The 25,650-nt window shown below is 55.9% G+C and carries 30 protein-coding genes; all 30 read right to left on the reverse strand.

The window, feature by feature from the left end:
* Positions 1-3: 3 nt before the first annotated feature.
* Complete coding sequence (locus GC56T2_RS16380) at positions 4-1,548, reverse strand: NADH-quinone oxidoreductase subunit M (protein WP_144976685.1); 1,545 nt, start codon at positions 1,546-1,548, stop codon at positions 4-6.
* Complete coding sequence (gene nuoL, locus GC56T2_RS16385) at positions 1,545-3,404, reverse strand: NADH-quinone oxidoreductase subunit L (RefSeq protein ID WP_144976687.1); 1,860 nt, start codon at positions 3,402-3,404, stop codon at positions 1,545-1,547. Before nuoL ends, GC56T2_RS16380 begins: the two co-directional genes overlap by 4 nt.
* A gap of 19 nt (positions 3,405-3,423) precedes the next feature.
* Positions 3,424-3,729 carry an NADH-quinone oxidoreductase subunit NuoK gene (nuoK, locus tag GC56T2_RS16390; protein WP_144976689.1) on the reverse strand — a complete coding sequence of 102 codons (306 nt, stop codon included), beginning with the start codon at positions 3,727-3,729 and terminating at the stop codon, positions 3,424-3,426.
* The gene (locus tag GC56T2_RS16395) at positions 3,726-4,247 is read right to left on the reverse strand and encodes an NADH-quinone oxidoreductase subunit J (RefSeq protein ID WP_144976691.1); all 522 of its coding nucleotides are present in this window, start codon (positions 4,245-4,247) and stop codon (positions 3,726-3,728) included. The genes nuoK and GC56T2_RS16395 overlap by 4 nt, the downstream gene beginning before the upstream one ends.
* On the reverse strand, positions 4,244-4,663 hold the full coding sequence (gene nuoI, locus GC56T2_RS16400; protein WP_033020477.1) for an NADH-quinone oxidoreductase subunit NuoI: 420 nt from the start codon (positions 4,661-4,663) through the stop codon (positions 4,244-4,246). Before nuoI ends, GC56T2_RS16395 begins: the two co-directional genes overlap by 4 nt.
* A 233-nt stretch (positions 4,664-4,896) precedes the next feature.
* Positions 4,897-5,898 carry an NADH-quinone oxidoreductase subunit NuoH gene (nuoH, locus tag GC56T2_RS16405; RefSeq protein ID WP_033020478.1) on the reverse strand — a complete coding sequence of 334 codons (1,002 nt, stop codon included), beginning with the start codon at positions 5,896-5,898 and terminating at the stop codon, positions 4,897-4,899.
* Entirely contained in the window at positions 5,895-6,995 is a 1,101-nt protein-coding gene (locus GC56T2_RS16410) for an NADH-quinone oxidoreductase subunit D (protein WP_033842879.1), read from the reverse strand. Before GC56T2_RS16410 ends, nuoH begins: the two co-directional genes overlap by 4 nt.
* Positions 6,996-6,998: 3 nt before the next feature.
* Positions 6,999-8,285 (reverse strand): NADH-quinone oxidoreductase subunit C, encoded by a 1,287-nt coding sequence (locus GC56T2_RS16415; RefSeq protein WP_144976693.1) that lies wholly within the window; start codon positions 8,283-8,285, stop codon positions 6,999-7,001.
* A 3-nt stretch (positions 8,286-8,288) separates the two neighbouring features.
* Complete coding sequence (locus GC56T2_RS16420; RefSeq protein WP_144976695.1) at positions 8,289-8,801, reverse strand: NuoB/complex I 20 kDa subunit family protein; 513 nt, start codon at positions 8,799-8,801, stop codon at positions 8,289-8,291.
* Positions 8,792-9,160, reverse strand: a complete 369-nt coding sequence (locus GC56T2_RS16425) for an NADH-quinone oxidoreductase subunit A (protein WP_033842876.1) — start codon at positions 9,158-9,160, stop codon at positions 8,792-8,794. Before GC56T2_RS16425 ends, GC56T2_RS16420 begins: the two co-directional genes overlap by 10 nt.
* Before the next feature lie 227 nt (positions 9,161-9,387).
* A complete protein-coding gene (locus GC56T2_RS16430; protein WP_144976697.1) occupies positions 9,388-9,789 on the reverse strand; it encodes a F0F1 ATP synthase subunit epsilon in 402 nt (133 codons plus the stop codon).
* Between the two features lie 22 nt (positions 9,790-9,811).
* Positions 9,812-11,233 carry a F0F1 ATP synthase subunit beta gene (gene atpD, locus GC56T2_RS16435; protein ID WP_025039365.1) on the reverse strand — a complete coding sequence of 474 codons (1,422 nt, stop codon included), beginning with the start codon at positions 11,231-11,233 and terminating at the stop codon, positions 9,812-9,814.
* Between the two features lie 27 nt (positions 11,234-11,260).
* Entirely contained in the window at positions 11,261-12,118 is an 858-nt protein-coding gene (gene atpG / locus GC56T2_RS16440; RefSeq protein WP_033020489.1) for an ATP synthase F1 subunit gamma, read from the reverse strand.
* Positions 12,119-12,184: 66 nt separating this feature from the next.
* Positions 12,185-13,693 (reverse strand): F0F1 ATP synthase subunit alpha, encoded by a 1,509-nt coding sequence (gene atpA / locus GC56T2_RS16445; RefSeq protein ID WP_144976700.1) that lies wholly within the window; start codon positions 13,691-13,693, stop codon positions 12,185-12,187.
* Between the two features lie 24 nt (positions 13,694-13,717).
* Positions 13,718-14,254 carry a F0F1 ATP synthase subunit delta gene (locus tag GC56T2_RS16450; protein WP_144976702.1) on the reverse strand — a complete coding sequence of 179 codons (537 nt, stop codon included), beginning with the start codon at positions 14,252-14,254 and terminating at the stop codon, positions 13,718-13,720.
* The gene (atpF, locus tag GC56T2_RS16455) at positions 14,251-14,793 is read right to left on the reverse strand and encodes a F0F1 ATP synthase subunit B (RefSeq protein ID WP_144976704.1); all 543 of its coding nucleotides are present in this window, start codon (positions 14,791-14,793) and stop codon (positions 14,251-14,253) included. The genes GC56T2_RS16450 and atpF overlap by 4 nt, the downstream gene beginning before the upstream one ends.
* Before the next feature lie 188 nt (positions 14,794-14,981).
* Entirely contained in the window at positions 14,982-15,194 is a 213-nt protein-coding gene (gene atpE, locus GC56T2_RS16460; protein ID WP_144976706.1) for a F0F1 ATP synthase subunit C, read from the reverse strand.
* Positions 15,195-15,282: 88 nt separating this feature from the next.
* Entirely contained in the window at positions 15,283-15,993 is a 711-nt protein-coding gene (gene atpB, locus GC56T2_RS16465) for a F0F1 ATP synthase subunit A (protein ID WP_144976708.1), read from the reverse strand.
* Between the two features lie 18 nt (positions 15,994-16,011).
* Positions 16,012-16,380, reverse strand: coding sequence for an ATP synthase subunit I (locus tag GC56T2_RS16470; RefSeq protein WP_144976710.1), 369 nt, complete (start codon positions 16,378-16,380; stop codon positions 16,012-16,014).
* A 6-nt stretch (positions 16,381-16,386) separates the two neighbouring features.
* The gene (locus GC56T2_RS16475; RefSeq protein ID WP_144976712.1) at positions 16,387-16,605 is read right to left on the reverse strand and encodes an AtpZ/AtpI family protein; all 219 of its coding nucleotides are present in this window, start codon (positions 16,603-16,605) and stop codon (positions 16,387-16,389) included.
* 379 nt (positions 16,606-16,984) lie between these two features.
* Positions 16,985-17,614 (reverse strand): uracil phosphoribosyltransferase, encoded by a 630-nt coding sequence (gene upp / locus GC56T2_RS16480; RefSeq protein WP_033020503.1) that lies wholly within the window; start codon positions 17,612-17,614, stop codon positions 16,985-16,987.
* A 251-nt stretch (positions 17,615-17,865) separates the two neighbouring features.
* Positions 17,866-19,104: a serine hydroxymethyltransferase gene (gene glyA, locus GC56T2_RS16485; RefSeq protein ID WP_144976714.1), complete on the reverse strand. Its 1,239-nt coding sequence runs from the start codon at positions 19,102-19,104 to the stop codon at positions 17,866-17,868.
* Positions 19,105-19,192: 88 nt separating this feature from the next.
* On the reverse strand, positions 19,193-19,798 hold the full coding sequence (locus GC56T2_RS16490; protein ID WP_370454572.1) for a TIGR01440 family protein: 606 nt from the start codon (positions 19,796-19,798) through the stop codon (positions 19,193-19,195).
* Positions 19,773-20,225: a ribose 5-phosphate isomerase B gene (rpiB, locus tag GC56T2_RS16495; protein ID WP_033842868.1), complete on the reverse strand. Its 453-nt coding sequence runs from the start codon at positions 20,223-20,225 to the stop codon at positions 19,773-19,775. Before rpiB ends, GC56T2_RS16490 begins: the two co-directional genes overlap by 26 nt.
* Before the next feature lie 153 nt (positions 20,226-20,378).
* The gene (locus GC56T2_RS16500; protein WP_144976718.1) at positions 20,379-21,668 is read right to left on the reverse strand and encodes a methyl-accepting chemotaxis protein; all 1,290 of its coding nucleotides are present in this window, start codon (positions 21,666-21,668) and stop codon (positions 20,379-20,381) included.
* A gap of 26 nt (positions 21,669-21,694) precedes the next feature.
* Complete coding sequence (locus GC56T2_RS16505; protein WP_061912531.1) at positions 21,695-22,141, reverse strand: low molecular weight protein arginine phosphatase; 447 nt, start codon at positions 22,139-22,141, stop codon at positions 21,695-21,697.
* Between the two features lie 313 nt (positions 22,142-22,454).
* Positions 22,455-23,006: a manganese efflux pump MntP gene (locus tag GC56T2_RS16510; RefSeq protein WP_144976720.1), complete on the reverse strand. Its 552-nt coding sequence runs from the start codon at positions 23,004-23,006 to the stop codon at positions 22,455-22,457.
* A gap of 318 nt (positions 23,007-23,324) precedes the next feature.
* Complete coding sequence (locus GC56T2_RS18245; RefSeq protein ID WP_255516116.1) at positions 23,325-23,453, reverse strand: hypothetical protein; 129 nt, start codon at positions 23,451-23,453, stop codon at positions 23,325-23,327.
* 48 nt (positions 23,454-23,501) lie between these two features.
* Positions 23,502-24,554, reverse strand: coding sequence for an L-threonylcarbamoyladenylate synthase (locus GC56T2_RS16515; RefSeq protein ID WP_144976722.1), 1,053 nt, complete (start codon positions 24,552-24,554; stop codon positions 23,502-23,504).
* Between the two features lie 250 nt (positions 24,555-24,804).
* Complete coding sequence (spoIIR, locus tag GC56T2_RS16520) at positions 24,805-25,629, reverse strand: stage II sporulation protein R (RefSeq protein ID WP_144976724.1); 825 nt, start codon at positions 25,627-25,629, stop codon at positions 24,805-24,807.
* Positions 25,630-25,650: the final 21 nt, after the last annotated feature.

Below are 25,650 nucleotides of genomic sequence, written 5' to 3' on the forward strand. Positions count from 1 at the left end.
TGATCACCCTCCTAACCCGTTCATCATCGTCTCGAGCGCGGCGGCAAGCTGCCCCGCCAACAGCTGCGGATACACGCCAACCGCCACAATCAACGCGACGAGAATGAACGCCGGAACGGCTTCGTTCATCCGCAAATCGGCGACCGCCTCCCGCGGTTCACTTTGCCCCGCCGGAGGCTGCGACCCAGGGGCGCGGCCGAACGTCACGTTCAACACCGCCTTCAGCGAGTAGGCGGCGGCGAAAATCAAACCGAGCGCCCCTACCGCTGCCAAGATCGGCTTCTTTGCAAACAAGCCGAGAAACGCAGTGAATTCGCCGACAAATCCCGCCAAGCCCGGCAAGCCGAGCAAAGCGAGGGCAGCGGTGAGCAAATATCCGGAAAAGACGGGCATGGACGCCGTGAGTCCGCCTAGGCGGCGAATGTCGGTCGTTCCCCATCGGTCGGCAAGCACACCGACGAGCAAAAATGACAAGGCGGCGATGAGCCCGTGGGCGATGGATTGGAAAATCGCCCCTTGAATGCCGGCCTCATTGAGCGCGCCAAGGCCGACGAGCACAACTCCCATGTGCGACACGCTCGAATAGGCGAGCACATGTTTCACCTCGTGCTGTCGAAGCGCCAACAGCGCGCCGTACAGGATGTTGACGACCCCAAGCGCGGCGATGACCCCGGCAAACGCGTGAAACTCATCGGGAAACAAGCCGATCCCAAAGCGGATCATCCCATACGCCGCGATTTTCAACAATACGCCGGCGTGAAGCATGACGACCGGCGGCGGCGCTTCGACATGGACGCGGATGAGCCAGCGATGAAGCGGAACGGCTGGCAGCTTGAAGGCAAACGCCAGCAGCAACCCGCCAAGCAGCCAGTGCCGCGCCTCTGACGTCAACGGGGCGATCAGCTGTCCTTCGGCGACCGGGTGATGCAACATGTCGCCAAGCAAAGCGAAATTCGCCGTTCCGGTGCGGGCGACAAGCACGGCGATCACGACCAGCAGCAGCGCCGACCCGAGCCCGTTGTACAGCAAATAACTGTATGCCGCCCGTTCGCGCTCAAAGCCTCCCCATTTGCCGACAAGCAAGAACATAGCGACAAGCGTCACCTCTAAGAAGAAGAAAAACCAAATGAAGTTCGCCGCAGCAAACACGCCCAACATGCCGACCTCTAGCGCGAGCAACCACATAAAATACCCTTTTTTCTCCTCGTTGACAAGCAAGGAGGCCACCGCTGCCAGCGTCCCGAGCACGGCGGTCAAGACGATAAAGAGAAGCGACAGCCCGTCGATGCCAAGTTCATAGCGGATGACATACGCCGCATCGGTCAAAAATGGGAAATCGGCAAGACGAACCCAATGATGCGCTTCATCCAACCGCTCAAGAGGAAATCCGCGCACCGACTGGATGAACGCAAACAGCGAGAGCAGCAGCGGCGGCACGGTGGCGGCCGTTCCGATCCATTGGATCATGTTCGTCTCCGTTTTGCGAACCCATGCCAGCAGCCCGATGCCTAACAACGGCGAAAAGACGAGCAGCGACAAAAAGGTCATAACCAGTCCCCTCCTGTCAAGGCGAAGATGACGACCAACATCGCTAAGCCGGCCGCCGCCACCAACCCATACGTCTGGGCTTGCCCGTTTTGCCCGCGCGATCCGGCGGAAGCGATCGCGTTCACCGTGCCGGTGACAAACTGAACGAACCCTTCGACAAGATAACGATCGACATACCCCAACAGGCGGCTAATGGATGACACAAGCGCCACAACGGTCGACCGGTAAAGATCGTCCATGTAATAGTGGCGGCGCAACAATTCGTACCCGTACGGCGCGCGCGCGGACAACCAGTCGCGCGGCACGGTCCGCTTTCCGTACATGAGCCAAGCGAGGAGAATCCCGGCCAGCGACACGCTCGCCGCCACAACCGCGATCCATCCTGGCGCCGCTTCATGGTGGTACGCCCCATCGGTCAACCACTCACCGAGAAACGAGCCGAACCAAGGGGTTTGAATGTACCCAGCAGCGACCGATAAAACGCCGAGCACGACCATCGGCGCCGTCATTGACATCGGCGCTTCATGGACGTCGCCGTCATGGCGATGTCGCGCCTCGCCGGCAAAGACGAGGAAAAAGAGCCGGAACATGTAAAACGACGTCAACAGCGCTGCGGCGACCGCCAGCCAAAAGAGCCCAACCGACCCGTTCGTCCAAGCGGCGGCTAAAATTTCATCCTTGCTGAAAAAGCCGGCAAACAGCGGAACCCCGCTGATCGACAGCGCCCCGACAAGAAAGAGCGGCGCGGTCCACGGCAACCGCCGCCAAAGTCCGCCCATTTCCTCGATGCTTTGGGTATGGACGGCATGAATGACGCTGCCGGCGGCCAAAAAGAGCAACGCTTTAAAAAAGGCGTGCGTCGTTAAATGGAAAATGGCGGCGACATAACTCCCCGAGCCAAGCGCCAACATCATATAGCCGAGTTGGCTGATCGTCGAATACGCGAGGACGCGCTTGATGTCCGTCTGCACGAGGCCAATCGTCGCGGCAAAAATGGCCGTCACCCCGCCGATCACCGCCACGGTCGTCATAGCGGCCGCGCTTGCCTCGTAGAGCGGAAACAAAGCCGCCACAAGGTACACCCCAGCCGCTACCATCGTCGCGGCGTGGATGAGCGCCGACACCGGCGTTGGGCCTTCCATCGCATCCGGAAGCCACGTATGGAGCGGGAACTGCCCGGACTTGCCGATCGCGCCGATGAAAATGAGGATGGCCGTCAGTGTCGTCATGCCGGGCGACAGCGTGCCGTTGCCAACAGCGCGGAAAATGTCGTCGTAATCAAAGCTTTTCGTCTGCCAAAACAAGAGCAGCATGCCGATCAAAAAGCCGACATCGCCGATGCGAGTCATGATAAACGCCTTTTTCGCCGCCGCTTTCGCTTCTTCTTTGTAGAAATAAAACCCGATCAGCAAAAACGACCCAAGCCCGACGAGCTCCCAAAACATGTACGCCTGCAGCAAATTCGGCGACAGCACAAGCCCAAGCATCGCAAACGTAAATAACCCTAAATACGCATAAAACGTCGAAAACCGCTCATCCCCAGCCATATAGCCTTGCGAATAAATATGGACAAGCCAGCTGACCAAGGCGACGACAACGAGCATCCAAGCGTTTAACGCCGTAACGGAAACCCCGACCGTCAACGTGGCGTCACCGATTTTCATCCACGTCCAATTCGCTTCATACGTCGCTCCGCCGAGCCGGCTAACCAGCACGCCGAGCGCCGCGAGCAGCGACAGAAGCGTGGCAGCGATGCCGACATAGGCGCTCGCTTGTTTCCATTTCCGCCCGAACCACAGCAGCAAAACAAACGAACAAAGCGGGAACAGCGGCACGACCCAAGCTAGGTTCATCATCTTTCCCCCATCCCCTTTTCTAATGTTTCAGCGAATTGGCTTCATCGACCCGAACCGTTTTCCGATTCCGATAAAAGGCGATGAGCGCTGCCAAACCGACCGCCGCCTCCGCCGCCGCCACAGCGATCGCAAACAGCGCAAACACGTGTCCGTGAACGCTAGGATGGGGGCCGTATTTGGCAAAGGCAACGAAGTTGATGTTCACCGCGTTCAACATCAGTTCAATACAGATGAGAACAATGACCGTATTCCGTTTCGTGAGCGCCCCGTATAGCCCGATGCAAAACAAGATGAGCGAAAGCGTTAAATACACCGATAATGTCATTCGTCTTCCGCCCCCTTGCCGTCTTTTTTCGCCAGCACGATCGCCCCAATCAAGGCGACGAGCAAAAGGACAGACACAATTTCAAACGGAATCGTATAATACGAGTACAGCCATTGGCCGATCGCCTTGGCGTTATCGGCTGGAAGCGCGCTGCCGTCAGCGCCGAAATCAAGCGTACGGATGCCGACGTACACAGCAAGGCCAAAAGCGAGAACCGCGAAGGCGGCGGCCGCTTTATGCCCAACGCCGCCAGTCGTCTGCCGCTCCTTGTCATCGTCGTGATGGCGCGTCAACATGATGGCAAACAGCATGATGATCGTAATGGCCCCGGAATAAATGAGCACTTGCACGACAGCGACAAATTCAGCGGAAAGCAAAACGTACAGCCCAGCGATGCCCAAAAACGTCATGACGAGGGAAAGGACCATATGGACGACGTTCGTCAACTGGAGCATCATCACCGCACCGGCGATCGCCGCGAGGGCAAGCAAGAAAAAGGCGATGTCCGTTCCGCTCACGGTTTATTCTCCCTTCTTATGTTCGTGTCATTTTCATCGAGCCAGGCCAAGTCCTTATACAAGGCATCGCGGCTATACTCGGCGAGCTCAAAATTGTTCGTCATAACGATCGCTTCCGTCGGACAGACTTCGGTGCACAAATCGCATAAAATGCAAATTTCAAAGTTGATGTTGTATGTTTCGATCACTTTCCCTTTTTTCGTCGGGTCCGGATGCTTTTTCCCGGTCAGCTGGATACATTCGGTCGGACAGATGTTCACACACTGGTTGCACACGATGCATTTTTCCGGATAAAACTTTTGAATGCCGCGGAACCGGTCAGGAAGCGGGAGCGGCTCGTGCGGGTAACCGTACGTCACTTTTTCGCGCGTCAGTTCTTTTAATGTATACGCCAATCCTTTCATCAAGCCGATCATCAGTCTACCCCCTCTCCAATAAAAACTCTTTGGCATCGGTGCCGCTTTTCACACGTCTCCCGATCGCTCAGAGGAAACCAATGTTTTTCACCAACCTTCTAGGAGGCCGGTGATTTAAGGGAGCAAGTCGCTTATCAAGCCTGTTTCTCAAATAGAAAAGCCTTGTCGCATCGGGATCGTCTTTCAAACGCTCCCCCATTGCTCAAAAGAAACAACCGTTTTTCACCAGCCCTCTAGAAAAACCATGCCTTCACCACCGCCGTCAGCACAATGTTGGCGAGCGAAAGCGGAAGCAACACTTTCCAGGCGAACTCCATCAGCTGGTCGGCGCGCACACGAGGGAACGTGGCGCGAAACCAAATGAAGACGAACACGACCGCACAAAACTTCAAAGCAAACCAAACCGCTCCGGGAATCCAGCCGAGAAAGGCGACCGGATGCCAGCCGCCGAGGAACAAAACTGTAATCAAGGCGGCCATCGCAAACATGTACACATATTCAGCAAGCATAAAAAACGCCCAGCGAAATCCGGAATATTCCACATGAAAGCCGGCGACCAGCTCGGACTCCGCCTCCGGCAAGTCAAACGGCGTCCGGTTCAACTCAGCCACCGCGGCGATGAGGAAAATCAAAAACGCCAACGGCTGGGCGAAAAGGAACCAGACGTCTTGTTGCGCGTTGACGATGTCGACCAAATTCATGCTTCCGGCCAAAAGCACGACGCCAAGCGCCGACATGACGAGCGGAATTTCATAGGAAATCATTTGCGCCGCTGCCCGCATACCACCAAGCAGCGCATATTTGTTGTTGGATGCCCAGCCCCCGGTGATGACGCCGACGATCGTTAATCCGGAAACGGCAATGTAATACAAAAGGCCAACGCCGAGATCGGCGAACCGGAACGCATCGGTAAACGGCACGACCGCCAACACCATAAACGACGGCGCAAACGCAATCACCGGGGCCAGCACATACAGCGGGCGGTCGGCCGCTTTCGGGATCGTATCCTCTTTCAAAAGCAGCTTCAACACATCGGCGACAGTTTGTAAAAGCCCGAAACGGCCGCCGACTTGGTTCGGGCCGATACGCCCTTGCATAAACCCCATCACTTTCCGCTCCGCCAAAATGCTGTAGGTGACAAAGGCGAGCACGACCGCCAACAGCAGCGCTCCAAGCCCGAAAAAGAGGGCGATGTTCGACCAGCTTGGGGCGGATTCAAGCCATTGCTCCATCATCCATCGACCTCCCCGAGCACAATGTCAATCGAACCGAGAATGGCGATGACATTGGCCAAGTTTTCCCCTTTGAGCAGCTTCGGGAGTATTTGCAAGTTATAAAACGATGGGCGCCGAAATTTCAGGCGGTACGGCTCTTTTTTGCCGTCGCTCGCAATATAGCAGCCGATTTCACCGCGCGGCGCTTCGATGCGGACGAACGTCTCGCCGGGCGGCGCCTTAATGATGCGGGGCACTTTTCCCATGATCGGCCCCTCAGGTGGAAATTGCTCGCACGCCTGCTCGATGATGCGAAGCGACTGTTCGATTTCCGCCATTCGGCATTCATAGCGGGCTAGACAGTCGCCGCCTTCGCGCACCGGAACATCGAAGTCAAACCGGTCATACACAGAATACGGCTCATCTTTGCGCAAATCCCATTTCACGCCGGTCGACCGCAAGTTGACGCCGCTTAACGAATAGCTGATCGCTTCTTCTTTCGTATACCGCCCGACACCGGTGACGCGTTCACGGAAAATCTCGTTGCCGGTGACAAGCTCATGGTAGCCGGCGAGTTTCTCGCGCATGTACGGAACGAACTGTTTCACCTTGTCGATCCAGCCGTCCGGCGCGTCCCACTTGACGCCGCCAATGCGCATATAGTTGAACGTCAGCCGCGCCCCGGACAGCTCATTTAATAGATTAATAATCATTTCGCGCTCGCGGAATGCGTACAAAAACGGGCTTGTCGCGCCGAGGTCAAGCAAATACGTCCCCCACCAGACGAGGTGGCTGGCAACCCGACCGAGCTCCATCGCAAGAACGCGCAAATACTCGGCCCGTTCCGGCACTTCAATCCCCATCATCGTTTCGACCGCATGGCAAAGCACATAGTTGTTCGTCATCGCCGACAAATAGTCCATCCGGTCGGTATACGGGATGATTTGCGTGTATTGCAGCCCTTCGGCGATCTTCTCCGTCCCGCGGTGCAAGTAGCCGATGACCGGCGTCGCCTCTTGAATGATCTCGCCGTCAATTTTTAAAATGAGGCGGAACACGCCATGGGTGCTGGGATGTTGGGGGCCGACGTTTAAAATCATTTCTTCTGTGCGCAGCATCGCTCACACCTCCGCATCGTACGGCTCGTAATCTTTGCGCAGCGGATGACCGACCCATTGCTCGCCTAGGAAGATGCGGATCAAGTTCGGGTGGCCGCGGAATCGGATGCCAAGCAAATCATACGCCTCGCACTCCGGCCAGTTCGCCCCCGGCCAAAGCGGGACGAGCGAATCAATTTCCGGGTTGTCGCGCTCGATTTTCACTTTCAGCGCCACCGGCTGCCGATTTGAGTACGAGTACAAGTGGACGTACACTTCCATATGCGTCTTGTAATCGGTGCCGTGCAGCTCGGATAAATAGTCAAAGCGGAGCTGTTCATGACTTTTCAACAACTCAGCGACTTTGTAGTACGCCTCCTTTTTTACGACAAGCGTCGGCACATCTTTCGCCAGCCGGTTGATATACGCGTCTTCGAGCACATCCGGACCGAGATGCTCACGAATGAGACGAACGTAGTGGTCAAGCAGCGGATCGTTCGGCGACGAGGCGGGTGGCTGTTCCATCCCGCCGTCAGCGCCAGTGGCTTTCGCCTTCGCCCTCGCGGCGGCCGCCGCCTTTTGTTTCGCTGCGTCATCGGCGACGTCACCTTGTTGCTTCGCCATGGCGGCCGCCCGCGCTTTCGCCGCCGCTGCTGCCTTTTTCTTCGCGAGTTCCAGGTCCTCGTCCGCCGCCCCATCGTTTGCCGCCTCACGCTGCCTTCGCAGCTCGGCCGCCCTCGCCCGCTCCTCTTCCGCCGCCTTCCGTTTCGCCGCCTCAAGGTCGTCACCGGTCCCCGCACCAGTCGCTGCCTCACGCTGCCCCCGCAGTTCCGCCGCCCTCGCCCGCGCTTCTTCGGCCGCCTTCCGTTTCGCCGCCTCAAGGTCGTCCCTGGCCCCCGCACCAGTCGCTGCCTCACGCTGCCTTCGCAGCTCGGCCGCCCTCGCCCGCGCTTCTTCGGCCGCCTTCCGTTTCGCCGCCTCAAGGTCGTCACCGGTCCCCGCACCAGTCGCTGCCGCCTCACGCTGTCGCCGCAGTTCCGCCGCCCTCGCCCGCGCTTCCTCGGCGGCTCGTTTTTTTGCGGAAGCGAGATCTTCTGCAGAAGCCGGTGGTTCCGGTTCCTGCGCTTCTTTTATGGGGCCGGCGGGCGGAGCGGCGTCCGCATTCGTCTCATCCGTTGGCCGCCGGCCTTGTTCAGCGGCTGGCTGGGCCTGTTCGGCGGCCCGCTTGGCGGCGAGCCGTTCACGCGCCAATTGTTTCGCCCGCTCGGCCGCTTCCTTTTTTCGCTGGGCCAAATCTTTTTCCTCGTCCATTGGTTACAGCACCTTCTTCCCTGTTTTGGCTTCCAAGCGAATTTTTTCTTTCAATTTATGAATGCCGTAAATGAGCGCCGCGGGGTTGGGTGGACAGCCTGGTATGTACACGTCGACGGGAACGATCTGGTCAACCCCTTTGACAACGCTGTACGACTTGACATACGGTCCGCCGGCTGTCGCGCATGACCCCATGGCGATCACCCATTTCGGCTCGGGCATTTGATCATACAGCCGCCGCAAAAGGGGGGCCATTTTTTTCGTCACCGTGCCCGAGACGATCATGACGTCCGACTGTCGGGGAGAGGCCCGAAAAAACGAGCCGAACCGATCAAGATCGTAGTGAGCTCCACCCACCGCCATCATCTCAATGGCACAACAGGCCAGTCCGAACGTGAGAGGCCAAAGCGAGCTGCTCCGCGCCCATCCTTTTAGCTGCTCGAGCGTCGTCAAAAACACGCTCCGCTTGACCTCCTCCATCTCCGCCAACGAAAAGCCATCCCATTTCACATCCATCGTAACACCTTCTTTTTCCAAGCATAAATAAGGCCAAGGGCAAGCAACGTGATGAACAGAACCATTTCCACCAAAGCAAATAAGCCGAGTTGATCGTAGACGACCGCCCATGGATAGAAAAACACCGTCTCAACATCGAAAATGACAAACAACAAGGCAAACAAGTAATAGCGGACTTGAAATTGGATGCGGGAATCGTGGAACGGATTGTTACCGCTTTCATAAGTGGTCTCCTTTGCCTCACTCGGCACGTGCGGCCGCAGCCAGCGTCCAAGCGTAAGCGCTCCAACCGGAAGCAACACCCCAAGACAAAGGAAGACGAAAACGATGGCATAACTATTGGCATAGATGTTGCTCAACGAGCTCGCCCCCTTCCTGGTTTACTACATACGTATGATAATAATGATGAAATTTTTCAATAATTCCCTCGATTCCATTATAACATTTATATCCAGACGTGTCAGCAAAACTTCAGAGGATCGCCGCAACAACATTACAAGCCGCGGGATGCGCTGCCGCTAGCCAATTTCCGCCGCTGGTGGCGAAGAAAAGCAAAAAAAGCAGGGGAATCCTCATTCCCCTGCTCTTACTTCATTTCAGCGACATTCAAACGGTTCAAGGCGCGTTTTAACGCCAGTTCAGCCCGCCTGAAGTCGATGTCATCCTGCTGGCTTTGCAGGCGGCGCTCCGCCCGCTCTTTCGCTGCTTTGGCGCGCAGAACGTCAATGTCTTCGGCCCGTTCAGCCGCTTGGGCCAAAATCGTCACTTTGTCCGGCCGAACTTCCAAAAAGCCGCCGCTCACGGCGATATATTGCGTTTTGCCGCCTTTTTTCAGCCGCGCCGCGCTGATCTCCAGCGGGGCGACAAGCGGAATGTGGCCGGGCAGAATGCCGAGCTCGCCGCTTTTCGCCTTGACGCTGACCATCTCGACATCGTCCTCGTATACCGGGCCATCAGGAGTGACGACGCTCACGTGGATCGTTTTCATTGTCCAACCCCCCTATCCCGGGTCACACTTCGACACCCATCGCTTTCGCTTTTTCCACCACTTCTTCAATGCGGCCGACTAAGCGGAACGCATCTTCCGGAAGGTGGTCATATTTGCCTTCTAAAATTTCTTTGAAGCCGCGTACGGTTTCCTTCACCGGCACGTACGAACCCGGTTGGCCCGTGAATTGTTCCGCCACGTGGAAGTTTTGCGACAAGAAAAACTGAATGCGGCGGGCGCGATGGACGACAAGTTTGTCTTCATCGGACAGCTCATCCATCCCTAAGATGGCAATGATGTCTTGCAGCTCTTTATACCGCTGCAGCGTTTGCTGCACTTTGCGAGCGACTTGATAATGCTCTTCACCGACGATTTCCGGCGCCAATGCCCGCGAGGTCGACGCAAGCGGGTCAACGGCCGGATAAATCCCCATCTCGGCGAGCTTCCGCTCAAGGTTCGTCGTCGCATCCAAGTGCGAGAACGTCGTCGCCGGAGCTGGGTCCGTATAGTCGTCGGCCGGGACGTAAATCGCCTGAATCGAGGTGATCGAGCCTTTCGCCGTCGAGGTGATCCGCTCCTGCAATTGGCCCATCTCCGTCGCCAATGTCGGTTGGTAACCAACGGCTGACGGCATGCGGCCCAACAGCGCCGACACTTCCGAACCGGCCTGCGTGAAACGGAAGATGTTGTCGATAAAGAGCAGTACGTCTTGGCCTTGCTCATCGCGGAAGTATTCGGCCATCGTCAAGCCAGTCAACGCCACGCGCATCCGCGCGCCCGGCGGCTCGTTCATCTGCCCGAACACCATGGCCGTTTTGCTGATGACGCCGGAATCTTTCATTTCATGGTACAAGTCGTTTCCTTCGCGCGTCCGTTCGCCGACGCCAGCGAAGACGGAAATCCCGCCGTGCTCTTGGGCGATGTTGTGGATCAGCTCTTGGATCAAGACCGTTTTTCCGACGCCAGCGCCGCCGAACAAACCGATTTTTCCACCTTTAATATACGGGGCCAACAAGTCAACGACTTTAATGCCCGTTTCCAAAATTTCGACTTCGGTCGCCAGCTCTTCGAATTTGGGCGCCGGACGGTGAATCGGGTCGCGGCGGGCGTCAGCCGGAATGTCGCCTTCCAAATCAATCGGTTCACCTAACACGTTGAACACGCGGCCAAGCGTCACTTCGCCGACCGGCACCGAAATCGGCGCGCCGGTGTCGATGACTTCCATGCCGCGGATGAGGCCGTCTGTGGACGCCATCGCGATCGTCCGTACGGTATCATCGCCAAGGTGCAAGGCGACTTCCAATGTCAAGTCGATGTCGACTTCGTTTTCATTGCGCGCTTGATGTTGAATTTTCAGGGCGTTGTAGATGGCCGGCAAGTGGCCGTTTTCGAACTTGACGTCTACAACCGGACCCATGACTTGGATAACGCGTCCTCTTGTCATCGTTTTCCCTCCTAACTTGCTAGTCCGCTATTGCAAGGCGTTTGCTCCGGCGACAATTTCCGTAATTTCTTGCGTGATCGCTGCTTGGCGAGCACGGTTGTAGGAAAGCGTCAGCGTGCGAATGAGCTCGTTCGCGTTGTCAGTCGCGTTCTTCATCGCCGTCATCCGGGCGGCATGCTCGCTCGCTTTCGCATCAAGCAACGCGCCGTAAATCAAGCTCTCCGCATACTGCGGCAGCAACACGTCCAAAATTTCCTCTTGCGACGGCTCGAATTCGTACACCGTGCGCTGTTTGTTTTCCGCCAAATCGGTGAGCGGGAGCAGCTTTCGTTCCGTCACCTCTTGCTGGATCGCACTGACGTAATGGTTGTAGTACATATACAGTTCGTCAAAGGTGCCATCGGCGAACAAGCCGACCGTTTTGCTGGCAATTTCTTTGATGTCGGCAAACGAAGGTTGATCCGGCAGGCGGGTGATATCGAGAATGACCGGCATATTCCGTTTGCGGAAAAAGCTCAACCCGACGCGGCCGATGACAATGATCGCATATTCATCGGGAGAAGCGTGGCGCTGTTGAATCGTTTGATAGACGAGACGCAACACGTTGCTGTTGTACGCCCCCGCGAGACCGCGATCGGATGTAATGACGAGATAGCCCGTTTTTTTCACCGGGCGCGAAACGAGCATCGGGTGCGAAGCGCCGCCGGCCCCGAGCGCCACATTGGCTACGACCTCTTGCATTTTCTCCATATAAGGAACGAACGATTTCGCATTTTGCTCCGCGCGGTTCAATTTCGACGTCGAGACCATTTCCATCGCTTTCGTAATTTGGCTCGTTTTTCTCGTCGCATTGATGCGCGTTTTAATATCGCGTAACGACGCCAAAGGTTTCACCACCTTTTTGCTGCACGGGATCTACAGGCGCAAGGGGGCAAAGCAGCCCCCATCGCCTTATTGGGAAACGACAAACGTTTTCTTGAACGCTTCGATCGCTTGATTGAAATCTTCCTCGCTCGGAAGGTCTTTTGTCGTGCGGATGTGTTCAAGCAAGTGCTGACCGTTTTGATCGAGCCACAAGTAAAACTCTTTTTCAAAACGGCGCACATCTTCAACCGGAATATCATCCAAGAAGCCGCGCGTCAACGCATAAATGATCGCGACTTGCTTTTCGACTGGAATCGGTTGGTGCAAGTCTTGTTTCAGCACTTCCACCGTGCGCGCCCCGCGGGCAAGTTTCGCCTGCGTCGCTTTATCGAGGTCGGAGCCGAATTGGGCGAACGCCTCTAATTCGCGGTACGCCGCCAAGTCGAGACGGAGCGTCCCCGATACTTTTTTCATCGCTTTGATTTGCGCGGCCCCACCGACGCGCGAGACGGACAGCCCTGCGTTAATCGCCGGGCGGACACCGGAGAAGAACAAATCCGATTGCAAGAAAATTTGCCCGTCCGTAATCGAGATAACGTTCGTCGGAATGTACGCCGAAATGTCGCCCGCTTGTGTTTCAACGAACGGAAGCGCGGTCAACGAACCGCCGCCTTTCGCATCGCTCAATTTCGCTGCGCGCTCAAGCAGACGGGAGTGCAAGTAGAAAATATCCCCCGGATACGCTTCACGGCCCGGCGGACGGCGAAGCAGGAGCGACAATTCGCGGTACGCCGCCGCTTGTTTCGACAAATCGTCATAGACCACGAGCACGTGTTGGCCTTTGTACATGAAATACTCGCCCATCGATACGCCCGCATACGGCGCCAAGAACAAAAGCGGAGCCGGCTGCGACGCCGAAGCGGTGACGACGATCGTATAGTCGAGCGCGCCGTGTTTGCGGAGCGTTTCGACAACCGTCCGGACCGTCGATTCCTTTTGCCCGATGGCGACATAAATACAAATCATGTTTTGATCTTTTTGGTTGATGATCGTATCAATCGCGACAGACGTTTTCCCCGTTTGTCGGTCGCCGATGATGAGCTCGCGCTGACCGCGGCCGATCGGCACGAGCGCGTCAATCGCTTTGATCCCGGTTTGCAGCGGCTCATGCACCGATCTCCGGTCCATAACGCCCGGCGCCGGGCTTTCGATCGGGCGCGTTTCGGTCGTTTCCACCGGACCCAAACCGTCAACCGGCTGGCCGAGCGGGTTGACCACGCGGCCGATGAGCGCCTCTCCGACCGGCACTTCCATGATCCGTCCGGTACGGCGCACTTCGTCCCCTTCTTTAATGCCCGTGTACGGTCCTAAAATAACGATACCGACGTTGTTTTCTTCCAAGTTGAGCGCCATGCCCATGACGCCGTTGGCAAACTCGACGAGCTCGCCGGACATGACGTTATCGAGCCCATGAGCGCGGGCGATCCCGTCACCGATTTGGATGACGGTGCCGACGTCGCTCACCTGAATTTGCGATTCGTAGTTTTCAATCTGCTGCTTAATGAGCGCGCTGATTTCCTCCGCTCGAATGCTCATGCCTTTCACCCCTATCTCCAAATGTTAGCCGATCAACTGCCGCCGGATCCGTTCAAGCTGTCCGCTGACGCTGCCATCGTAAATGCGGTTGCCGATGCGCAGCTTCACGCCGCCGATGAGTTCCGGATCGATGATATTTTCAATCTCAAGCGTCTGTTTGCCAACTTTTTGGGCAAAGACGTCAGAGAGGGCCCTCAGTTCTTCATCCGTCAATGGCCGTGCCGAATAGGCGACCGCCTTGGCGATGCCGCGCGCATCGTCAACGAGGGCGAGAAACTGTTTCGCCAGCTCAGGCACAAGGCCGAAGCGATGGCGCTCCAGAAGAAGGAGAAGCGTGTTTTGCACCGGAGTAGACACGCCGGCGAACACTTCGCGGATGAACGCTTTTTTCTTCTCTAGCGAAAGTTTCGGATGCGAAAGGAGCGATAAAAACTCGCCGTTTTCCGCCAGCGCTTGGCGCACAGCGCGAATATCTTCTTCCATCCGATCAAGCTGTCCTCGTTCGAGCGCGATTTGAAACAGGGCGGATGCGTACCGTTTGGCGATCGTTTCGTTGTTCATCGCGCTCCTCCTGCCTCTTGAACGTCTTTGAGATACGCTTCGATCAGCTTGCGTTGATCTTGCTCCGTCAGCTCTTTTTCAATCACTTTCGAGGCGATGAAGACAGACAAGGAAGCCACTTGTTCGCGAAGCGCAGCCATCGCCTGTTCTTTTTCGCGCTCGATTTCTCGCTTCGCCGCTTCTTTTACCCGTTCCGCTTCGGCGCGAGCCGAGGCGACGATTTGTTCCTTCTGCTCTTCAGCAAGCTTGCGTGCGTTTTCAATGAGCGCTTGCGCCTCTTGACGCGATTGCTTCATCAGTTCACGCTGTTCTTCAAGCAGTTTTTCCGCCTCTTGGCGACGTTTTTCCGCTTGATCGATTTCATTGGCAATATGCTCTTCGCGCTGTTTCATGACGCTCATAAGCGGTCCCCAAGCAAATTTCCGAAGCAAAAGCATCAACAAAATAAACGCGACAAGCTGAAAAATCATGTCCCCGGTGTTGACCGGTCCATGCCCAGTTGCTGCGCCAAGCGCTGCTGTTTGTAATGTTGCCAACATAATTTTCGTTCACTCCTTTCCGCCGTTGCGTCTTGACCGAACATTGCTGATCGGTCGTTCCTCTATATCAAGGCATACATAAAGCGATGGCGAAGGTTCTTATCGAATGATCTTCGCCATCATCACTTTGACCTTTCTTTTTGCTGAAGGCGCTTGTTAACATTCCGTTAACAAGCGCTCCCCATTTGTTATCTTCCTTGTACCATAAACGCGATAACGACCGCGATGATCGGAATCGCCTCAACCAACGCAACCCCGATAAACATTGTCGTTTGCAGCATGCCGCGCGCTTCCGGCTGGCGTGCAATTCCTTCTACTGTACGAGAAACGATTAAACCGTTACCGATACCCGCACCAAGTGCGGCAAGACCAATAGCAATTGCTGCAGCTAATGCACCCATCTGAGAAATCCTCCTTATTCACTAATAAAGTTGATTTATTTTTTAAAAATATTAAAAATAGTAAACAGAACATGGATCAAGATAAAGATTAATGATCATGGCTAACTTTATGCGCCATATATACCATTGTTAACATGGTGAATATGAATGCTTGAATGGCCCCGACGAAAATACTAAACGCTTGCCATACCATCGTCGGAATGATCGCGGCAATCGTTCCTCCGACACCGGTGGCCAGCCCCCCGACAAGCAATGCAAGCAAAATTTCGCCGGCAAAAATGTTTCCGTAAAGACGGAGACCAAGCGTCAATGTATTGGCGAATTCTTCAATGATCTTGAGGGGAAACATAAACCACATTGGGCTTGTAAACCCTTTTAAGTATTCGGAAGCGCCGCGCAGTTTAATGCCGTAGTAGTGGGAAAGAGCTACAACCATTACAGCCAACGTCAACGTAATAGCCGGATCGGCTGTCGGTGATTTCCACCATAATTCATCATGGACGACAACGGAGAACGGAAGACCTAACATGTTGGCGACAAAAACATACATAATTAACGTTAAACCGAGTAAATGAAAACGTCCCCCTGTTTCCCAGTCCATGTTGCTTTTAATGATTCCTTTCACAAAATCGACAACCCACTCGATAAGGTTTTGCAATCCTGTCGGCCTCATTGAAAGATTACGCGTTGCCGCAATGGCAATAGCCAATACAATGACACAAGTGATAGTCACCATTAATACGTTGGCTAGATTAAACGTGAGACCAAACAATTCATAAAGTGGCGCCTTATGATCCATTATCGCTCACCTCACTTTCTATGCAGCTGATTGGTCATTATGTAAAAAATGATTTACTACCAGCAAAATATAGGGAGTGGATAGGCCGATCACCACCGGCACCATCGAAAAATGTTGGGGATAGCGGGACACGAGAAGGGCAACCGCCATCGCCAACGCAAAACGGAGCATTGTCCCAAGCGACGGAGGGCGACGGCCTTCAGCGACCGCTTCTCCGACCTTTCTTACACGCCGAGCCAACAGCCGTATGCTATACCATCCTGCCGTTGTACCGACGAGCAGACTAAAAAACCACCCTTCATACTTTGTCCATATCGCCCCTAATGCATAACAAACGATCAAGATGAACAGTTGGTTTTGGATTCGTTTAATGATCGTATCGAGCATGGCTCCTTATTCCTCAAAAAAGCGTCGGACTGTTTTTAGCATGGCAAAAACTCCTGCCGCTAAACCGAGCAACAGGCCAATAATTAGAAAAATCGGCTCACTGTCTAATTGCCGGTCGGCCCATCTTCCACCGAACAAACCGACTAACGTGCAGCCGACAAGTTGTGATGTAATTGCCGACATCAACCCGATCGCTCGAAACGGGTGGCGGTTATTTTTTTTCATAGACCATATGCCCCACTAATCGATAACAAGAGTAGTTTCAGACAGTGAAAACCCTCTCAACATATCCCCTGTAAAGCATACAATACCAATAGGGTCATGTCAATGTATTTCCACAGAAAACATCATTAACCCAAGACAAATATTAATAATTTGTGACAATTTCTCATTTTCTTTTCACAAATATCATGTATAATGATATATTTTATTTTTAGTTGCTCTTTCTGCCTAACTTGGCCAGTCAACTTCCTGCACGACAGGCGGCGCCGCACGTAGTCATGATTAAGAACGTTCCCATATTCATACGAAAAAAAGGGTGACCCGTCCAAAAGAAGGGCACCCTATTGTTCGTCGTATGCACGCCGTCTCGTTCAACTAGCTATCATTTCGTCCCGAACAGCCGGTCGCCGGCGTCGCCGAGGCCGGGAACGATATAACCGTGGTCGTTCAGCCGCTCATCGAGGGCAGCGATGTAAATGTCGACGTCCGGATGCGCCGTTTCCACCGCGTTCACTCCTTCCGGCGCCGCGATTAGGCACATGAATTTAATACTTTTCGCCCCCCGCTTCTTGAGCGCGTCGATCGCCGCCACTGCCGAACCGCCGGTTGCGAGCATTGGATCGACGATGATAAAATCGCGTTCTTCCACGTCGCTTGGCAGCTTGACGTAATATTCCACCGGCTTGAGCGTTTCCGGATCGCGGTACAGACCGATATGGCCGACCTTCGCTGCGGGGATGAGCTTCAAGATGCCGTCCACCATGCCGATGCCGGCGCGCAAAATCGGGATGACACCGAGTTTTTTGCCAGCGATCACCTTCGCTTTCGCCTTGCTGACGGGAGTTTCAATCTCCACTTCCTCAAGCGGAAGGTCGCGTGTAATTTCAAACGCCATCAACGTCGCCACTTCATCCACCAATTCGCGAAACTCTTTCGTTCCTGTATGTTTGTCGCGAATGTACGTGAGCTTGTGCTGAATGAGCGGATGGTCAAATACGTACACTTTTCCCATGGGTCATCTCCTCTTCCGTATGTATGCGGTACACTTCTATACATTCTACTGAAAAATCGGCGCCTGTTCAACTGGCGAAAGCGTTCGCCATCCGCGGCGCGGCAACGGTCGCGGAGCGCCGGATTGCTCCGGTCGTTCACCGCTGCCCGCACAAGAAAACGCCCGCGTCCCAACAGATGGGCGCGGGTTGTGCACCGTCGTGCCCGCGGCCGGTCTTCGGAAACCGAAGGACCCGTCCGCGGCCTTCGCTGCTAGTCTTGGTAAAGTGGGAATTTTTCCGTCAGCGCCGCCACGCGTTGGCGCGCTTCCTCAAGCGCCTGTTCGCTGTCGCTGTTTTTCAGGGCGAGCCCGATAATGGCGGCGATTTCATCCATCTCTTCCAAGCCGAAGCCGCGTGTGGTGACGGCGGCCGTGCCGATGCGGATGCCGCTCGTGACAAACGGGCTTTCCGGATCGTACGGAATCGTGTTTTTGTTGACGGTAATCCCGACTTCATCGAGCACTTTTTCCGCCGTTTTCCCGGTCAACTGCTGCGGGCGCAAGTCAACAAGCAGCAAATGGTTGTCCGTGCCTCCGGAAATGAGAGTAAACCCTTCCTTCTGCAAAGCGGAAGCGAGCCGCTTGGCGTTTTCTACCACGCGTTTCGCATACACCTTAAAGTCATCTTGCAGCGCTTCACCAAGCGCGACGGCTTTGGCGGCAATCACATGCATGAGCGGGCCGCCTTGGATGCCGGGGAAAATCGCTTTGTCGATCTGTTTGGCGAACTGCTCTTGGCATAAAATCATTCCTCCGCGCGGGCCGCGCAGCGTTTTGTGCGTCGTCGTCGTCACAAAATGGGCGTACGGCACCGGATTCGGGTGAACACCTGCCGCAACAAGACCGGCAATATGAGCCATATCCACCATTAAATACGCACCGACTTCATCGGCAATCTCGCGGAACTTGGCGAAGTCGATGACGCGCGGGTAAGCGCTGGCGCCGGCGACAATCAACTTCGGCCGATGAAGGCGCGCTTTCTCGCGCACATCGTCATAGTCAATGACATGCGTTTCCGGATCGACACCGTATTCGACAAAGTTGTACTGGATGCCGCTGAAATTGACCGGGCTGCCGTGGGTCAGATGGCCGCCGTGCGACAAGTTCATGCCAAGCACGGTGTCGCCGGGCTCGAGGACGGTGAAATAGACGGCCATGTTCGCCTGCGCTCCGGAGTGCGGCTGAACGTTCGCGTGCTCCGCCCCGAACAGCTGCTTCGCCCGCTCGCGCGCTAATTCTTCGACGATGTCCACGTATTCACAACCGCCATAATAACGGCGGCCCGGATAGCCTTCGGCGTATTTGTTCGTCAGCACCGACCCTTGCGCTTCCATCACCGCGCGGCTGACGAAATTTTCGGACGCGATCAATTCGATTTTGGCGTGCTGCCGCTTCCGCTCCTGTTCGATGGCGGCGAATACTTGCGGATCTTGCTGTGGCAAGTGATTCATCACTAGCTCCCCCTTATGCACAATGAATATTCGTTTTTATTTTATCAGCTTTCGCTCGGCAAATCCAAAGGAAAAGTGAATAAAAGGTCTAAAAAGAACATGAATCGTTCGGATTTTCCAACGAGTAGACAGCCCGCGCGCCGCCGATCAGCTTCGGCCGCGTTTTCGCCAACGTCACGCACGCCGAACCGACATGCTTGATTGGCACCCGAACTGGGACCGCTACCGGCTTCAAATGCATGCCAATCAGCGTATGGCCGATGTCGATGCCGGCATCGGCGCGAATGGTCTCAACGACAACGGGATCGGCGAACTGCCGATAAGCGTAAGCCGCCATCGCGCCGCCCGCCTTAGGGACCGGAACGACCGAGACGATCTCCAAACCGTGCGTTTTGGCCGTTTCGCGCTCGACGACAAGGGCGCGGTTTAAATGTTCACAACATTGGAAAGCGAGGGCAATGCCGGTGTCGCGCCGCCATGCCTCCAGTTCGGCAAACAGCATAGCGGCGACGTCCATCGATCCTGCCGTTCCGATTCGTTCCCCCAACACCTCGCTTGTGCTGCAGCCAATGACTACGAGATCGCCGCGCCCAAGCGGCACCTGCTCGCGAAACGCCCGCAAAACCGCTTGCCATTGCCGCTGCCATTTGGCAAGCTCTGCCTCCACGCTATTTCCCTCCTTGACGGTCTTCATACTCAGCGATTTTACCGATCCGCCGCGCATGGCGCCCACCTTCAAATTCAGTCTCCAGCCACGCCTTGGCGATTTCGCGCGCCAAGCCGGGGCCGATGACGCGCTCACCCATCGCGAGGATGTTGCTGTCGTTATGCATGCGCGTCAATTTGGCGCTATATACATCATGACAAAGGGCGCAGCGCACTCCTTTCACTTTGTTCGCGGCGATCGTCATGCCGATACCTGTGCCACAAATTAAAATGCCGCGGTCAAACTCGCCGCGCGCTACCTTTTCAGCGACCGGAAGCGCGTAATCTGGGTAGTCGACAGACGTCTCACAGTCGCAGCCAAAATCTGTATACTCAATTCCCATTTCATCCAACAGCGTTTTAATTTCCTCACGGATGCGGATTCCGCCGTGATCGGAAGCAATGGCAACTTTCATCGTCGTTCTCCTTTCTGTTCATGGGATCTCGCCGCGGGAATGGAAAGGGCCGCCGTTTCCCGGACAGGCTTTTGGCGAAACCCTCCATTGCCGGCGATGAGGCGGCCAAAGACATCGGTTGTTTTCGTTCACGCACGTTGCTGCCAAGCATGCCTAACGGGCACGGAACCGGGTGATCGCTTCGTGCAGCTGTTGCGCCTGTTCCACGAGCTCGCCTGCCAGTTGATGCACATCGCTGACCGCCGCGGTCTGCGCCTCAGTGGCCGCCGTCACTTCAAGCGCTCCGGCGGACGTCTCCTCGGCGATCGCCGCCACCTCTTGCGTCTGCGCCGCCACTCGCTCCATGTGGCTCATTTGGTTTTTCGCCAGCTCGGCGATGTCATGAACGGCGCGAATCACTTCGCCAGCTGATGATGCCATAGCGGCGATCGCCTCATTCGTCTGTTTCCCTTTCGCCGCTTCGGCCGACGCTGCGGCGGCTTGCTCGTCCATTTGCACGACGACCCGGGCAACCTCGGTTTGGATCGTATTCACCAATTCGGCAATTTGTTTCACCGCCGCCGCGCTTTCATCAGCCAACTTGCGCACTTCCTCGGCGACAACGGCGAATCCCCGCCCGTGTTCGCCGGCGCGGGCCGCCTCGATGGACGCGTTGAGCGCCAGCAAGTTCGTCTGTTCGGCCATATCGGCGACAAGCAACGTAATGTGGCTGATTTGTTTCGCGTGTTTTTCAAGCTGCTTGACCGCTGCCCGCGACAGCTCTTGATCGTTGGCCAGCTGCTCGATGCCGCTGATGAGGGAATGGGTCAGCTCACGGCTCGCCTTGAGCGTCTCCGCCATCCCTTGCACGGATCGTTCCGCCCGTTCAGCGGTGTCTTTCACTTTCAAGGCAATGGCAAGCACGTCTTCAGCCGCCCCCGCCGCTTCTTGAACCGCCTCGGCCGATGCGGAAGCCCCTTTGGCAATCTCATCAATCGTCGCCGCAATCTCCCGGGCGCGGCCGGCCGCCGCTTCAGACGCCTGCTTCATTTCCGCCGTCTTTTCATTCGTCCGCGCCGCATGGGTTTCAATGTTGACGATGACGGCGCGCAAGTGATCAAGCATGCGGTTGAAGGCGACAGCGAGCGAGCGGATTTCATCGTTGGCCGAAGGCAGTGGCACGTCTTCTTCGATACGCCCGCTGGCCGCTTTCACTGCGGCTTCCTCAAGCTGCTGCAGCGGTTTGGTGATCCAGCCGGCGGCAAAATAGGCGAGCGCTCCGGACCAAGCAATGCCGAGCGCTAAAATGATGATGGTGAACGCCCCTTTGTTGAAGGCGGAAAACCACCAGTCATACAACACATACAAATACAGAGCACTTGTCGAATAAGTGATAAGCGCCAACAGCGTCACAAATATGACGAGCTTCAAGCGCAAACTAAACCGGCGCTGCGTCTTCCCCATCGTTCTCCCCCTTATCCGTCGTCCTTTCACAGCTCTGTCCGCAATTTTTCCGCCAAGCGGTCAATGAGCGCCTCCAGCTCATCGCGCGCTGCCCGATACGCTTCGAGCGGCCCGCCGAACGGATCGGCGATGTCTCCGTCCGTTCCCGCCGCGAATTGCTTCAATGTAAACGTTTTGTCTTTCGCCTCCGGAAAACGTTGAATGATCATCTCCTTATGGCCGGATGTCATTGTCAACACATGGGTCGCCCAATCAATGTGCTCTTTTTTCAGCAACGAAGAGCGGTGCTCCGCTTCAATGCCTTTTTCCCTCAACGCCATCTTCGCCTGATCGGACGCTTCGCTCCCTTCGGCGGCAAATACACCGGCTGACTTGACCTCGACGCCGGGCAGCCGCTTGTTGGCCAAAAGCGCCGCGGCCATCGGGCTCCGGCACGTGTTCCCTGTACAGACAAATAAAATGCGATACGACATGCCATCACCTCTTCCCCTTCCATCACTTATCATCAATATATCATAGGCAAAAGGGCAAAAAAAAGCAGGCAGTCCGTTTTTTCCCCGCCTGAGGTGAAAAACGCCCGCCCGAAAACCGGTGGGCAACGTTCCGTCGGGACGGCAAAATCGCGGTTGACAAGCGTCCCTCCTAGAAGGCCGGTGATTTAAGGGGGCAAGCCGCTGATCAAACCCGTTTCTCAAATGGATAAGCCTTGTCGCATCAGGAGCGCCTCTCAAACATTCCCCCACTGCTCAAGAGAAACAACCGTTTTTCACCAGCCTCCTAGGCTGGTCACCAGAACAACAGCTTGAACCCAAACGCCAGCAGAATGCTGCCGCCGAGCGCCTCGCTGTATGCGCCAAGCCATTGCTGAACGCGGCGACCGACGATCAGGCCCATCCACGTTAATCCCATGCTAAACAAGCCAAACAGGAAAATCGTTGCCATCGTCTGCGCCCCGAAAATGCCGAGGCTCAACCCGACCGAAAAACTGTCCAAACTGACGGTAAAGGCAAAAAAAAGCAGCCCTGCCCCGCGCGGAAACAGCGGTGAGCCGCCCTCGTGCCGAAACGAGGTGACAATCATTTGTCCGCCGAGCCATAACAGCAGCGCGCCTCCCGTATACGTTGCGAAGCTTCCTAATTCGCGCGACAACAGGCGGCCGACGGCCATGCCGACAAGCGGCATGACAATGTGAAACAAGCCGACCGTCAGGCCGATGTAAAAGATTTGCCGAAGCCGAAGACGCAGCATCCCCATCCCCAAGGCGACCGAAAATGCGTCCATTCCCAGTGCGAACGCCATCATCGACAGCGCCATCATTTCTCCGACTAGCGCGCCCATGTTTCTCCCCTCCCGGACTGGCCTTACTGCTAGCATATGCGCGCACAAAACGGTTTAGACATAGGGCGGGAGCTAAAAGGGACCTCCCCCAATGCCGGGAAGCTTTCATGCGGGCGTCATTCCGGTGCAGCAATCGCACTAACACTAAAAAAACAAGGGCGCCTCACCAATGCGATGAAGCCCCCACGACCGTTTTCCCATATAGCGCCTCCCACAAGTAGCCTGTTTCTCATTCCGACTGCGTTGCTGCCGGACGTCGTTGTCGCCGAGGCGGAACGCGAAACGGGAACCCCACGCCTCATGATTAAAAAAACCGTTTTAGTCGTTCGGGTTTTGCCTTGATTTCGTCAAAAGCCGCGCCTCGCTCGTTTTCAACCCCCAAACTCGGCTGGTTGGAGAGGCGGAGCGCCAAGACGAACCGGCTTCCGCTTCACTCCGGTTGCTCATGGATGCCCCCTGTTCAAACGGTCGATGTTCGCATGCACCCGTTGAACTTCACTCCTGTTGTTCATGGATGACACGCCCCCCGGCAGCTTTGCGCAATCGGTTCATCAAAGCGACGCCGATTCCTTCTTCTGGAAAAGCCTCGCTGTAAATCAGGTCCACATTCGCGTCATCAAACCGACGCAGCGCATCATATAATTGACGGGCGACCGTCTCAAGCGCCCGGCGCGTTCCGCACGAAATGACGATATCGGCCGCATACTGTCCGCGGTGTTCTTCGGTCGTCAACACCCCGACCGCTTTTCCTTCCGCCCGGCTTTCCTCAACGAGCCGCTGCAAAAACGCTGGCGAACCGGCAACGATCCAAAGCGGCGCTTTCGGTGCATAGTGCGTATATTTCATCCCCGGCGCTTTCGGTGCCCCCGGTTCATGTTCTTGACCAGCCGCTTCAGCCACATGGCCGATCACCTTCATGAGCGCTTCTTTCGTCACTCCACCGGGGCGCAAAATCGTCGGCACTGTCTGGCTGCAGTCAAGCACCGTCGATTCGACGCCGATACCGGTAGGTCCGCCGTCCATCACCCCGGCAATGCGCCCGTTTAAATCGGCGAGCACATGGGCCGCCGTCGTCGGGCTCGGCCGACCGGAACGGTTAGCGCTCGGAGCGGCGAGCGCCAACCCGCTTTCCTCGATCAAGGCGAGCGCCAACGGATGAGCGGGCATGCGCACCGCCACGGTCGGAAGCCCGGCAGTCACCCGCTCGGACACGGCTCCTTTCCGTTTCGGCAACACGAGCGTGAGCGGACCCGGCCAAAACCGCTCCATCAATGTCCTAGCCAGCGGCGGAATCGCCGCCACAACGGACTCCGCCTGCGCCATCGTCGCGACGTGAACAATGAGCGGATTGTCACTCGGCCGGCCTTTGGCGGCAAAAATTTTTTCCACCGCCTCCGTATTCGCTGCATCGGCCCCTAGTCCGTACACCGTTTCGGTCGGAAACGCGACAACCTCTCCTGCTCGCAGCCACTCGGCCGCTTCCCGTATTTGTGGATAAGACCGTTGTTTATCAACAATATTATCCACAACCCAAACACGCGTTTTCAATCGTTTTCACCTTCTCCATCGCCGTCGTTCGCTTTGAAATCAAGCCGATTTTCGTTCCTTGCCGGATCCCCTTCCCGACTTTTCTTAAAAGTTATACACAAAATGTGAATAAGTCTGCTGTTTTTGTGGATAACTATGTGGACAACTGCCGTCAGCGCGGCCAACCTAACGCCGGCTAGGGTGGAGCCCACGGCCGCCGCAACGTTTTTCAAACGCTCTTCCCCTCTTCGTTCGCCGGCCGTGATCGCTTTTACGGAACGAGGCGGTCGAACCATTCTTTGAAGAAAAATCTCACTTCGACCGGTTGCTCCGCCTCGGTTACAGCCAAGGAAGACTTTCGCTCCTTGCCATCATCGGTTTGAACGGAACCCGCGTCGCCGTTTAACCCGGCTTGACTCGCTCCCCCGGCCGCCTCCTTGGTTGAACTAACCGTTTCCCGTCCGCGCGGCTCCACCTTTTCCCCCCGAACCGTCCCATCCTCGCCGTTCGGCTGGCCTGGCCCGTGATTCGGCGTCTGGCTCGCCATCATCATAACGGCATCACCGTTGGAAAAATCAAGGAAGCAAAGCGGCGGAAACAGGACGCACCACCAGTTCGCCCCTTTTCCCTCCCCAAGGGTAATCAAGACCGCCTCGTACGTGCCGGCTGGGTATACGTAATCGCCATACACTTTCGTCGGAAAACGAACCGGCCGAAACTCCACTTTGTACAGCTGGTGGCTTCGCTCATCACGAAGGACGCGAGCGACGGTTTGTTCAATGTCCGGCAAATGGGAGCGAATGACGCGCTTCGCTTCGGCCAGCGATGTCAATTCGGCCACCCACCCGTTGATTTGCGCGTTGACCGCATCGCGCACTTTCCGTTTCAGCTCCTGGTCTTGCGCGGCATCGCTGTTCGCCAAAATGCGCAGGCGGATCGCGTCATTGGGAATGACGACCGCCGCGTTCGCCCCGGCGTTCGTCTGCTGGCCATACAGATGAACGAGCACACCTGTCGCTAATAGAATGATATATAAACATACGGCTATCGCATTTCCTTTTATCCGCATGATTGGCACCGTCCTTTCATCATTCATTGTGGACGGTGCCGCTTCGTT

The sequence above is a fragment of the Geobacillus sp. C56-T2 genome (assembly GCF_007829715.1).
GTDB classification, from domain to species: Bacteria; Bacillota; Bacilli; order Bacillales; family Anoxybacillaceae; genus Geobacillus; species Geobacillus icigianus.